The 11,797-nt window shown below is 68.6% G+C and carries 11 protein-coding genes; 2 read left to right on the top strand and 9 right to left on the bottom strand.

Annotated elements, in window-relative coordinates:
* Positions 1-5: 5 nt before the first annotated feature.
* Positions 6-1,082 carry a LacI family DNA-binding transcriptional regulator gene (locus QUC20_RS05575; RefSeq protein WP_120263018.1) on the top strand — a complete coding sequence of 359 codons (1,077 nt, stop codon included), beginning with the start codon at positions 6-8 and terminating at the stop codon, positions 1,080-1,082.
* 4 nt (positions 1,083-1,086) lie between these two features.
* On the opposite strand, the gene QUC20_RS05570 is transcribed toward QUC20_RS05575, so the two are convergent.
* The 9 genes from QUC20_RS05570 to QUC20_RS05530 form a co-directional block, all read right to left on the bottom strand.
* Positions 1,087-1,833: a MerR family transcriptional regulator gene (locus QUC20_RS05570; protein WP_289331201.1), complete on the bottom strand. Its 747-nt coding sequence runs from the start codon at positions 1,831-1,833 to the stop codon at positions 1,087-1,089.
* Entirely contained in the window at positions 1,820-3,067 is a 1,248-nt protein-coding gene (locus QUC20_RS05565) for an MFS transporter (protein WP_120263020.1), read from the bottom strand. Before QUC20_RS05565 ends, QUC20_RS05570 begins: the two co-directional genes overlap by 14 nt.
* A 57-nt stretch (positions 3,068-3,124) precedes the next feature.
* Complete coding sequence (locus QUC20_RS05560; RefSeq protein ID WP_289331200.1) at positions 3,125-3,694, bottom strand: hypothetical protein; 570 nt, start codon at positions 3,692-3,694, stop codon at positions 3,125-3,127.
* Positions 3,695-3,751: 57 nt separating this feature from the next.
* Positions 3,752-4,768 carry a hypothetical protein gene (locus tag QUC20_RS05555; RefSeq protein WP_289331199.1) on the bottom strand — a complete coding sequence of 339 codons (1,017 nt, stop codon included), beginning with the start codon at positions 4,766-4,768 and terminating at the stop codon, positions 3,752-3,754.
* A gap of 39 nt (positions 4,769-4,807) precedes the next feature.
* The gene (locus QUC20_RS05550) at positions 4,808-6,460 is read right to left on the bottom strand and encodes a glycoside hydrolase family 53 protein (RefSeq protein WP_289331198.1); all 1,653 of its coding nucleotides are present in this window, start codon (positions 6,458-6,460) and stop codon (positions 4,808-4,810) included.
* Positions 6,457-7,629, bottom strand: a complete 1,173-nt coding sequence (locus tag QUC20_RS05545) for a glycoside hydrolase family 53 protein (protein WP_120263024.1) — start codon at positions 7,627-7,629, stop codon at positions 6,457-6,459. Before QUC20_RS05545 ends, QUC20_RS05550 begins: the two co-directional genes overlap by 4 nt.
* Complete coding sequence (locus QUC20_RS05540) at positions 7,626-8,459, bottom strand: sugar ABC transporter permease (RefSeq protein ID WP_120263025.1); 834 nt, start codon at positions 8,457-8,459, stop codon at positions 7,626-7,628. The genes QUC20_RS05545 and QUC20_RS05540 overlap by 4 nt, the downstream gene beginning before the upstream one ends.
* Complete coding sequence (locus tag QUC20_RS05535) at positions 8,452-9,717, bottom strand: carbohydrate ABC transporter permease (RefSeq protein WP_289331197.1); 1,266 nt, start codon at positions 9,715-9,717, stop codon at positions 8,452-8,454. The genes QUC20_RS05540 and QUC20_RS05535 overlap by 8 nt, the downstream gene beginning before the upstream one ends.
* Positions 9,718-9,824: 107 nt before the next feature.
* Complete coding sequence (locus QUC20_RS05530) at positions 9,825-11,144, bottom strand: extracellular solute-binding protein (RefSeq protein WP_183045284.1); 1,320 nt, start codon at positions 11,142-11,144, stop codon at positions 9,825-9,827.
* A gap of 164 nt (positions 11,145-11,308) precedes the next feature.
* Here QUC20_RS05530 and QUC20_RS05525 point away from each other — a divergent pair, with 164 nt between their 5' ends.
* Positions 11,309-11,794 carry an NUDIX hydrolase gene (locus tag QUC20_RS05525; RefSeq protein ID WP_183045285.1) on the top strand — a complete coding sequence of 162 codons (486 nt, stop codon included), beginning with the start codon at positions 11,309-11,311 and terminating at the stop codon, positions 11,792-11,794.
* Positions 11,795-11,797: the final 3 nt, after the last annotated feature.

Genomic DNA, 11,797 nt, shown 5'->3' with positions numbered 1-11,797 from the left:
AGGACATGACCGACACTCCCCCGACCCGACGGGCACCCCGGGTGACACTGCGGGAGGTCGCGGAGCGTGCCGGAGTCTCGCGCTCGGCCGTCTCGTTCGTGATGAACGGCCGCACCGATCAGCGACTGTCCGACGACGTATTCGAGCGGGTCCGTCGCGCTGCGGACGAGCTCGGCTACCGCCCCAACATCACCGCCCAGACGCTGCGCACCGGCCGTTCGGGCACCGTGGCCCTCGTGTCGGACTTCGTCAGCAGCACCTCGTTCGCCAACTCGATGGTCCGTGGCGCGATGCAGGAGCTCCGCGAGCACGACACCCTCCTGTTCACCGTCGACACTCAGGGCGACGCTGATCTCGAGGAGCAGTTGCTGCAGAGCCTTCTCGGCCGCGACATCGACGGTGTCATCTACGCGTCGATGTTCACACGCACCATCGCTCTGCCGCGGTCGCTCGAGGGCGTCCCGACGGTATTGCTGAACTGCGTGACCGCAGACGCTTCGATCGACGCGGTCGTGCCCGACGAGATCGCAGCGGGCCGTGATGCCGCCCGGATGCTGCTCGATCACGGACACCGTGACGGCATCTGGTTCGTCGGCGCCCTGCCCGCGGGTTCCACAGGCGGAGCCGCCTGGCCGGAATGGGACCCCATCGCGCTGGCCGAGCGGCGGGCGGGGATCGATTCGGTGCTGGCCGCCGCGGGCACGTCCCTCGCCGGGGTCGCCACGATCGACGACGACTGGGACGTCGCGAACGGGCGACGGGCCGTCGCGAGACTGCTGGCGGAATCGCGGAGCGCTCCGACCGCGCTCGTCTGCGCGAACGACGCACTCGCCGTCGGCGCCTATCAGGCGCTGCATCACGCGGGACTGCGGGTTCCCACGGATGTGTCGGTGATCGGGTTCGACGGCAGCCCCTATGCTCGCGCGGTCGATCCCGAGCTCACCTCGATCGCGCTGCCCCACATCGAACTCGGACGTCGGGCGGCAGCGATGCTCGCCGTTCTCGGTGACGCGCCCCGTCTCGAACGCGTGCCGATGCCGATCCGTACCGGCGGGTCGGTGGCTGCCCCGCCCTCCCGGTAGCGCCTCAGCTCCCGGCCAGCCGGTTCTCGACCCGATCGAGCACCGCGCGCTGCCGCGGGCTCAGGGATTCGTCCGCGTACTCGCTGACCACGTGCGCGGCGCCGGAGAGCCGGTTTCCGATGCCCGGATCGTCGATCTCGTCGAAGAGATCGAGACAGACGTCGACGAGCTCGTCGACGATCGCGTCGACGACAGCGGCATCCGTCGCGTCGTCGATCGCACCGAAGCGGTTCATGAGATCGGCGGCCGCTCGCGCGCGCCCCGGGCCCGCGAGGCGTTCGTAGAACCGCACGAGCTGCGGCAGCCCCTCCTCCCCCGCGAGGTGCGCGAGGAGCACGGCCTGGTCACGGTCGAACCGCGCCATCTCGGGCGAGAGGCCTGCTGCAACGAATGCGCTCACGACGGGAGCGAGCTCGGGCGGGACATCCGGGCTCGCGCCGGCGTCACGCATTCGCGCGATCAGCTCACGTTGGCGAGTCAGCCGATCGATCTGCGCCGAGAGCTCGGAGTCGAGGTCGTCGAGGATTCGGGTCGAGTTCTCACCGCGGTCGAGCACGGCCCCCATACGTTCGAGCGGCATGCCCAGCGACGCGAGTCGCCGGATCCGCAGCACCCGCACGAAGTCGACGGCGTCGTAATCTCGATATCCGTTGGCGCTGCGAGCGGGCTCGGGCAGGACCCCGATCTGATGCCAGTGCCGGAGCGATCGCACCGTCACACCCGCGAGCCGGGCGAGTTCACTGCTCTGCACCGACGACCACCTCCGCTCGCTCGGCGTCCGGCCGCCGCTCCAGATTACGCAGATGCGGCGTCGCGAGTCCCCACACCAGGGCGACGAGCCAGGGCGAGATGATGATCAGGGCGGCGATCTCGACGCCGAGATGCTCGGTCAACAGCGCTGCAGCGACGAAGCCCGCGGCCGGTGCCGCGGTGGTGAGGGCGTTCTGGGTGCCCATGATCCGTCCGCGCATGTCGTCGGGAATCCGCTCGATCATCAGCACCCCGATGAGGCTGCCGAAAGCACCTCCGCACAGACCGATGACGACGGCCCCCACCAGGATCGCCTCGATCGATGCGAGCGCCCCGACCACGACGAATCCGATCGCGTTGCCGACGAGACCGACGACGAGCCAGACGCGACGGTCTCCATGACGACCGAGGACGGCGAAGACGGATCCGCCGAGCAGCATTCCGATCGCCAGAGCGCTCAGCACGAAGCCGAGCATCTCGGGGCGCCCGACGAGGGTGACGTAGACGGGCAGGATGAGTCCCTGCAGCGGTGCGAGGACCAGCACGGAGATGAGGCCGAGACCCGTGGTCACCAGCAGGAACGGTGTTCGCAGCAGCATCCGCCAGCCGTCTCGCAGCATCCGCCAGCCGCTCGCCTGCACCGCCTCGTCGGCAGGCGGGCTGATGGTCCCGATGCGGCCCGGGATGAGCAGCGTCAGGAGGGCCGCAGCTCCGGATGCCGCCGCGGTGAGCCAGAGCACGGTAGAACCTGCGAACAGCGCCATCAGTGTTCCCGCCGCAGCAGGACCGACGATCAGGGCCAGCGCGCCGAGGGCCTCCCGGATTCCGACGAGCCGCTCCGAAGAGACCCCCGAGTACCTCACCACAGCGGGCAGCAGGGCTTCGCGAGCGGTCAGCCCCGGAACGTCACCGAGCGAACCGATCACACCGAAAAGGATGAACCAGCCGATGTCGAGCCCCGTGACCAGATCGACGATCGGGAGCGCGGCGAGTGAAGCCGCCGAGACCAGGTCTGTGACCACGGACGACGTGCGCCGGTTGATCCGATCGATCACGACCCCCATGAACAGGCCCGCGGCGACGGCGGGCACGGCGGTCGAAGCCGCGAGGATGCCGGCGCCCAGGACACTGCCCGTCGCCTGGAGCACGATGAGCGGGAGTGCTACGGCGGCCACGGAGTTGCCGAGCAGCGACAGGAAGTACGAGGCCAGGTAGGCCACCGGAGCGATTCTCATGCAGCCAGTCAGCACCCTGACGTAGCGGCGGGGTCAAGCACGCCCTCGCTCGACTCCTCAGCGGAAGCCACCCGACACGAAGAGATCGGGGCGCTCGGCGTTCACGTGGGCCACGAGCTGCCCGTAGCCCGTCATGGCCGAGGTCGCTGTGAAGACCGTCTGCCGGCCCTGCTTCGCGAGAAGTCCGCTGTACCGGTGAGCCGCGTGCGGGCGCAGCCGGGTGATGTCCGCAACCGCGACCCGAACCGGGGGCAAGAAGCCTCGCGAGACGAAGATCGCGTCCCGCGAGACCTCGAGCCGCATCCTGCTCATCCCGTGCGCGAGCCACACCAGCGCCGCACCGATGAGCAGGGCCCCCAGCCCCACGATCCGCCTTGCGGGCGAGTCCTCCGGACGCGTGATCGGTGCCACGAGATTCATGACGCCGACGAGCAGCGCCACGACTCCGCAGATGCGCACCACGACCCTCCGCCAGCGCTGCGTCGATACGGCGAAGAGCACCGAGTCGCGTTCGTTCCGCCACTCCGCGACGACGTCGGACGATCGGGCGAACACGGCGCTGGCGACCGCGATCGACAGCATGATGACGGCGACGGCGATGCCGACCACGGCGAAAACGGCGTCCATGGGCGGCGGGCCTTTCGTCAGGAGCGGACGACCCTCGACGCTATCGCACGTCGGACATCAGGTCGGGGTGCCACCGCCAGCGAACTCGAGGGCGAGGTCGCCGTTTCGCGAGCGGCGAGAAGCACGCGGAACGAGACCGGCCGACGCGAGCCGGTGGACGAGGTCCGCGGGAGGCAGCGGGAACGTCGGGGCCGTGTCCCGGCGCCGCCGTGCCAGGCCGACCAGCAGGACGAGGCCTGGCCCGTAGGACGGACGGATGACGATACGGGTCGGGCTGCTCCTCGGCGCGAACTGCAGCGACCCGATAGCGCTGGCCGGCGCCTCGACGAGGACGTCGCCGTCGGACGAGCGCACCACGCGGACGGTCGCCGAGCCACGGGCCGCCTCGAGGGTGACCACGACATCCGCCGTCCGCCGATGGGCGATCGCGCGCACCACGAGATAGCCGGGCGCCCCGACGACCCAGCCGAGGACCAGGAGCAGAAGGAGGGGCCCCATCCGCTGGACGACGTCGTCGAACACGATCACGACCGCCGTGATGAGGCCTCCGCCGAGCACGGCGATCGTCGCGGTGATCGCGACGAACACCGGCGAGCGCAGGGAAACCGCGGCGAGACGCAGGTGCCAGGCGTCGCCGACGCGCTCCCATTCGGGCACGACGAGCGTCGCCGCGCGGCGGCGCGACGCACTGGCGACGGCCGCGGAGGTCCGACCGATGAGCGTGAGCCAGATCCAGCCCGCCCCCGGGACCGCGGCGAACCCGATCGCTGCGGCTATGGCAGGCGGGAGCACATGCCGCCATCCGCCATCGGCGGTCAGCGCGAACAGCAGCAGCGCCGCGCCGACCGATGCAGCCAGATGGAGGGCGAGCGACAGCGTGCCGGGCAGCGTGAGGAGGCGTCGGATCAGTGCGTGGGCCGCTGACCATCCGCCGAGCAGGCAGAGGAGGAACCCCCAGAAGTCATGTTCGGTGCCGAGCAGCGGAACGGCGACGACGAGGCAGACCGCACTCCACAGAAGCGGATGCCGCAGAACCCGCCACGCGACCGCGCGAGCACCTTGCTTCGTCGTCACCGCCTGCCCCTCCCGAACGGAGGATGAGCCTAGCGAACGTCATCCGACTCGCTGGACGCGGACGTCGTCGATGTTGAGCCAGGAACCGCCGGCGGCCTCCGTGTAGAAGCCGATCTCGAGCGTTCCGTTCGTGACGGGCAGATCGAGGGACACCCGCGTCCAGTCATTCGCACTGATGGGAATGGCCGACCGCCGCTCGGGCACGCCGGAGTTCTTCGCATACAGGTAGGCGGAGGTCTGTCCGCCGCTGTTGAGGCTCCATGCCGAGATTCGGTAGAGCCCCGACGGCATCCCTTCGAGCGTCTGATAGACCGATGCGGTGTAGGCAGTCGCTTTCCAGAACGTGAGCTTGAGCGCGCCCACGACCGCGGGATCCTGCGTGAACACCGCGTCGGCGTGCGCACCTCCCGGCGACCACACGCCCCATCCGGTCGGGCTGTTCGTGTAACCGTCCTGCTCGAAGCCGCCGTTGACCACGAGATTCGGCGGCGGGACCTCACCGAACACGCCGAGAGTCGACAGGGCTCGCCCGTTCCCGTCGAACAGCGTCTGGTTATCCCACGGGTTGGAGAGGACACCCGGGTCATCGTTGTCGAGCTTGCCCGCCTCCGTTCCCCAGTTCGCGCCCGGCACCGGCAGCCAGGCCGGCTCCCACCAGATCAGTCCACGCCCCCGCCCGCCCGGCACGGCGCGGACGATGTCTCGCAGGTCTCGGAGGAAGGCGGTTTGGCCCGCGACGGTCGCCGGATATCCCCCGGCCGCTTCCTCGGCCGTGTAGAACGAGTTGCCGAGGCCGTCGGCGTCGCCGAGGGTCCATCCGTACGCGGTCTCGACGATGAGAACGTCCTTGCCGTAGCGCGCGCTGATGTCGTTGAGGTTGGCCGCGAGCTGGCCCATGGTCCCGTGCCAGAACGGGTAGTACGACAGCCCGATGATGTCGTACGGCACACCCTGCGCCGTGACCGCGTCGAACCACCAGCGATAGAGGGCGTTGTCGCCGCCGTGGTCGAGGTGCAGCACGATCTCGATGTCTTCCCCGCCGCGGAGCGCCGCCTCGACTCCCGCGATCCCCGCTTTCAACAACCCGGCGAGCTGGGTGAAATCGGAGACGCCGTTGCCCACGCGCCCGTGGTCCCAGAGGATGCCGCCCGGGATCTCATTGCCCATCTGCACCATGTCGGGCCGGACCCCGGCCGCACGCATCGCGTCGATGACGTCCTCGGTGTATGCGCGAACGGTCGATACCAGTTGCGGGTAGGTGAGACCCCGCCACGCTTTCGGCACCGTCTGCGTTCCGGGGTCGGCCCACCAGTCGCTGAGGTGGAAGTCGAGGAGGATGTCCATCCCCGCCGCTTTCGCTCGTTGCGCGGTCGCGATCGTGGTGGCCAGATCGTTCGTGCCGCCACCGTAGGGTTCGCCGGCGACGGTGTACGGATCGACCCAGAGGCGCAGCCGAGCGAGATTCATGCCGGCGTCGCCCATGATCTCGATCGGGTCGCCCGTGACGCCGCCGCGCGAGTAGCTTCCGCCGAGAGCCTCGACTTCGTGGATCATCCCGAGGTCGCCGCCCATCACGAAGTCATCGGCATCGGCGGCCGCCGTCGCCGTCGTCGCGGGCAGGGTCGCGGCGACGAGAACGACGGCGGTCGCCGCGACGAGCCCGGACGCCCGCCGCCATGATCGGTACGTCATGACTCTTCCTCCCTCATCGGATCGGGCCGACCGGCGGTCGCCCCGAGCGCGCGCAACGAGTCGAGAGCGCATCCACGCTCGTCGAAAAGCGTCTGATTCGCCCAGCCGTTGCCCGGCTCGGCCACGTCGTTCCCATAGGCCATCCCCTCCGCCGACGCCCAGGACGTCCCGGGCACGGGCAGCCACGCGGGCTCCCAGTACACGATCCCCAGGCCGCGGCCCCCGGGGACAGCGCGAACGACACCCGCGAGGTCATCGAGGAACCGCGCCTGACCCGCGACCGAGGCCGGATAGACCGCCGCCGGCGAGTGCGCGTCGAACATCGAAGTCCCCGCTGGATTGTCCGGACGATGCGCATATGCGGTCTCGACGACGATGACATCCTTCGCATAGCGTTCGACGAGCTGGTGGAGGTTGACGCTGAGGTCGCTCAGCGATCCGTGCCACAGCGGGTAGTACGACAGCCCGACGGCATCGAAGTCGACGCCCCTCGTCGTGATCTCGTCGAACCACCGACGGTAGAGGTCGGCCGCGCCGCCGGCGTCGAGATGCAGCACGATGCGCGATCGGGAGTCCGTAGCCCGCACGGCGGTCGACCCCGCCTGCAGGAGCCGGGCGAGACGGTTGTACTGCTCACGAGCCTCGTCCGCCGGCACCGGTTCGAAGGCGCGCAGCTCGAGGTCGTACCGCGGTGTCCGGCCGAACGGCCACAGCATCCCGTTCGTCGTCTCGTTGCCGACCTGCACCCACTCGGGGCTGCCGGCGTTCGCGCGCACGGCGGCGACGACGTCGGCGGTGTGCGCGCCGACCGCCTCGCAGATGCCGTCGAGATCACGTCCCTCCCACGAACGGGGCAACGATTGCTTCTTCGGGTCGGCCCAGAAGTCGCTGTAGTGGAGATCGATCATCAAGCCGAGCCCCGCGTCACGCGCGCGCTCGGCCAGTCGCAACGTCGTGGCGAGATCGTTCGTGCCGCCCTGGTACGGGCGTCCCTGCGCATCGGTCGGATCCACCCACACACGCAGGCGTGCGAGGTTCACTCCGTGGTCGGCGAGGATCCGGAACAGATCCCTCGCGCCCGCGGCATCCGAGAACCAACCGCCGAGCGCCTCGACCTCTGCGGTCATCGACACGTCGGCACCCCGGATCTGCAGTGATGTCGTCGTCATTCCTTCTCTCCTCCTTGAGCGAGCCCAGCGACCAGGTATCGCTGGAGCACCATGTAGAGCACGGTGATGGGTACCGCGACGAGGATCGCCCCCGCCGCGAATGTCGTGAAGTCGTTCCGCGTCTGGTCGGAGATCAGCTGGAACAGCCCGATGGCGACCGTGTAGTTCCGCGGGCTGCTGATCAGCAGACGCGGCAGGATGAAGTCCATCCACGGCACCGCGAACTGGGTGACGGCGACGAACGTCAGCATCGGCGTCATCAGCGGCAGCAGGATGCGCGTGAAGATCTGCAGGTGCGATGCCCCATCGAGCACGGCCGCCTCATCGAGGCTGGTCGAGATGCCGTCGAGGTAGCCCTTGAGCAGCCAGATGTTGTAGGGCACCGCCGCGGCGACGCTCGCGATCACAAGCCCGGCGAGGCTGTCGAGCAGCCCGAAGTTCAGATACAGGATGTAGATCGCGATGGCCGTCATGAACGTCGGGAAGATCTGGATGACGAGCATCACCAGAAGTCCTAGGCGCCGTCCAGCGAAGCGCAGCCGGGCGAACACGTACGCGGCGATCGCCGAGAGCAGCACGCTGAGCACCATGTTCGACACCGCCACGATGAACGAGTTGACGTACCAGGTGGCGAACGGGGTATCGGTGAACAGACGCACGTAGTTGGCGAGCGTCGGGTCGGTGGGGATCGCCGACGCTTGCGCGAGCGAGCGACCGGACCCCAGCGACGAGCCGACGATCCACGCCAGCGGGTAGAGCACGATGACCGCGACGACGACGAGCTCGACGTGGATCACGACGGTCGCGATTCGGTTACGGGTTCTATGCATCGGTGAACGCCTTCGAACGACGCAGGCTCCAGACGGAGAAGCTCCCCACGATGACGAAGATCAGGATCGACATGACCGAGGCGATGTCGTAGAGACCGTTGTCGAGCGTGAGCTTGTAGAGCCAGGTGATGAGGATGTCGGTGCTGCCGGCGTACCGGTAGTCGGGGTTGGCGGGTCCGCCCTGGGTGAGGAAGTAGATGACTCCGAAGTTGTTGAAGTTCGCCACGAACGACAGGACGATCAGCGGCCCGGTGGCACGCAGCACGATGGGAAGCGTCAGGTACCGCACCTGCTGCACCGCGGATGCGCCGTCGATGCGCGCGGCCTCGTAGTAGCTCGGTGAGATGTTCGTCAGCGCGCCGCTGATGAGGGCCATGAAGTAGGGGAACCCCAGCCAGAGGTTCACCACGAGTGCGACGATCCGCGCGAGCCAGGGGTTCGCGGGGTCGGTCAGCCACATCACTCTGTCTGACGTGATGCCGAGGTCGACGAGGGTTTGGCTGATCGGCCCGAACTGACCGTTGAACATCGAGCGGAACACGAGGGCGGAGATCATGGCCGGCACCGCCCAGGGCAGAAAGAAGATGCTCCGCCACAGACGCGGCAGCCGCACACGCCGGCTCGACACGAGCACGGCCTGCAGGAACCCGAGCGCATAGGTCGTCGCGGTCGCCAGCGCCGCCCACAACACCGTCCATCCGAGAACGCCGAAGAACGTCGCACCCCACGACCCGGCACCGAGCAATTGACGGAAGTTCGCGATCCCGACCCATTCGACCAGCTTCATCGGCGGCAGGTTGTCGCTGCTGTAGTCGGTGAACGCGATGAGGATGCCGAAGACGACCGGCAGCGCGGTGACGAAGAGCAGCAGGATGAGGGTGGGAGTGAGAACGAGGTAAGGGAAGGCCGTCTGCCGAGTGGCGCGCGCCCACTCCCCTGCGGTCAGGCGTTCTCCGGTCGTGATGAGCCGCAGCCGAGTCCGTGCGGCATCGCGGACAGCCCAGACGGTGATCGCCGCGATCAGCGAGAGGACGAGCACTGCGATGATGCCGTTGATCATCAGGACGATCGAATGGTCGCCTGCGGACAGGCCCGCCACCGTCATGGCGCGCGGTCGCGTGCCGAGGGTGACGAGACCCCAGAGGCCGCGGACGAAGAAGCCCCCGTGTGTGCGAGCCGTGTACCCCGACAGGTTCGCGTAGTGCCCGGTGAGCAGCTCCGTCGCGACGGCCGCGGCGCTGACGACCAGAACCGCCACTCCTTTGCCCCACTCGCGGTTGAGCAGTTGCCCTAGACCGGGAACCAGTGCGGAGGCGAGCCCCAGCGACCACGGGGCCGCCGGGCTCGTCCCGCGTCGGCGCGGACTCACTCCCCCAGCCCGGTCAGGTCGGCATAGCCGGTCACGGCCTGCTGCTGCGCGGCTGCCGGGTCGAGGACGCCGTCCCACACACTGGCCACGAGGCTGTTGCCGACCGTCCAGAGCGCGTCTCCGACGTCGGCCACCAGGTCGGACCGCTCGGCCTGCGCGAGCACCCCGTTCGCATAGGGGTCATCGGCGAGACCGGGAATGGCCTGCGCATTGACTCTGGTCAGAGCGGGGATGCCACCCGTCGTCCGGTACAGCGCGGCGGCTGCCTCGTCGGATGCGAGGAACGCTGCGAATACCCGCGCTGCACCGGGATGCTGGGAGTAACCCGAGACGACTCCGACGCCCAGACCCGCGAGCGTCGCGGCGTCACCGCCGCCCTCGACGGAGGGAAGGGTCGTCACGCCGAACTCGAAGCCGTTCTCCGCCGCCCCCGCAGTGAAGTCGCCGATCGACCACGGCCCCGTGATCGCGTAGGGGGTCTGTCCCTTCGCGAACTCCATCTCGATGGAGTCCCACGTGGCATCCGCCGAGTTGACCGGCCAGAGATCACGCAGTGCGCCGTAGTACTCGAGTCCGGCAGTGAGCGCGGGCGCGTCGAGACCGGGGGCGCCCGCGTCGGCACCGAGATGCCAGCCGAGCGAGCTGAGCACCGGGTAGGCGTAGTAGAGCTGGCCGCTCAGCCAGCGGATCGTCCAGCGGTTCGCGCGGGGGTCGTTGTAGGCGGCGGCGAGCTCGCGAATCTGCTCCCAGGTCGTCGCGGGCGCGGGCGAACCGGTGAGGTGTTCCAGGAGGGTCTTGTTATAGAACAGGGCGATCGACTCCGTCGACACGGGCACGCCGTAGAGCTCGCCGTCGCGGCTGACGACGTCGGCGAAAGAGTCGCCGACTCGCGAGGCGATGTCGTCGGCGTACTCGCCCAACGGAGCCGCCACGCCCGAGTCGATCGCGCCGGACAAGTCGGTGAAGTTCGTGAAGTACACGTCCGCACCGGTTCCGGCTTCGCCATCGAGCTCCATCTTCGCGACGGCATCGACTTTCGACACCGTCGTCACGTCGATGCGGATGTCGGGGTGCAGGGTGGTGAAGGCCTCGACGAGCGCCTCGCCGTACTCGGGGTACTCGACCCAGACCTTCAGCGGTACGTCGCCTCTGGCGATCTCCGGCTCGATCTCATAGGCCCGCGCGGCGGCATTCCACGTCAGGCTGGTGTCGGCGTCGCGCGGTGCACTCGAGCACCCGGCGCTGACCGCGAGCGTCAGGACGACGGCTGCTCCCACCGTCGTACGAGCGATGGCTGCTGTGTATCGGATGGTCATGCAAACTCCTTCGTTGCCGTGACTGTGACCGGTCCCAGTCAACTGACGCGATGCACGCGAGTCCATGACCGTAATGGCAGGATCGACGTCACGCGATGACTCTCCGCTGGGGAGGAACCGGCGCGTGCTGGGACAGTGGGGGCGAGAGCAAGGGACCGAGAACGATGGAACAGCTGGTGTTGCCGAACGTCTATGTCATCGCGCGTGAACGCGAACGTCCGGAGCACGTTCTGCTGCAGCAGCGTTGGAAGCCGCACTCCGATCCCGCGAACAGCGGGCGGTGGGAGCTCCCCGGCGGAAAGTGGCGGGCCTTCGAGACGATCGCCGTGTGCGCTGCCCGCGAATTGCAGGAGGAGACGGGCCTCGTCGACGTCGACGTTCTGGGTGCCCGTAGCGATCACGAACTGCTCGGCGACAGAGTTCAGGTGAGCGCCGGCGTGCAGCTCGTTCAGATGGTCGAGGGGCCGTACCCCTCGGTCCTCGCCGTCGTCGATGCGATCGCGTCCGGGCGCCCGCGGACGACGGGCGACGGGTCGCGCGCTGCCCAATGGGTCGACGAGACGCGGCTGCGCAACATGCTCTTGAGCGAGCCCGAGACGTTCACGGCGCTGAGTCACGCCGCACTCCGGCACCGCTTCGCCTCGTCGTGACGG

It is taken from the genome of Microbacterium arborescens (assembly GCF_030369635.1).
GTDB lineage: Bacteria > Actinomycetota > Actinomycetes > Actinomycetales > Microbacteriaceae > Microbacterium.
The sequence above is the reverse complement of the archived record's forward strand: the minus strand, read 5'-3'. Positions and strand labels throughout refer to the sequence as shown.

Bases quoted from the DNA above. Each gene is read 5' to 3' on its own strand.
- QUC20_RS05550 (WP_289331198.1), bottom strand. From the start codon at position 6,460: ATGACGTACCGATCATGGCGGCGGGCGTCCGGGCTCGTCGCGGCGACC.
- QUC20_RS05560 (WP_289331200.1), bottom strand. From the start codon at position 3,694: ATGGACGCCGTTTTCGCCGTGGTCGGCATCGCCGTCGCCGTCATCATG.
- QUC20_RS05540 (WP_120263025.1), bottom strand. From the start codon at position 8,459: ATGCATAGAACCCGTAACCGAATCGCGACCGTCGTGATCCACGTCGAG.
- QUC20_RS05565 (WP_120263020.1), bottom strand. From the start codon at position 3,067: ATGAGAATCGCTCCGGTGGCCTACCTGGCCTCGTACTTCCTGTCGCTG.
- QUC20_RS05530 (WP_183045284.1), bottom strand. From the start codon at position 11,144: ATGACCATCCGATACACAGCAGCCATCGCTCGTACGACGGTGGGAGCA.
- QUC20_RS05525 (WP_183045285.1), top strand. From the start codon at position 11,309: ATGGAACAGCTGGTGTTGCCGAACGTCTATGTCATCGCGCGTGAACGC.
- QUC20_RS05575 (WP_120263018.1), top strand. From the start codon at position 6: ATGACCGACACTCCCCCGACCCGACGGGCACCCCGGGTGACACTGCGG.
- QUC20_RS05545 (WP_120263024.1), bottom strand. From the start codon at position 7,629: ATGACGACGACATCACTGCAGATCCGGGGTGCCGACGTGTCGATGACC.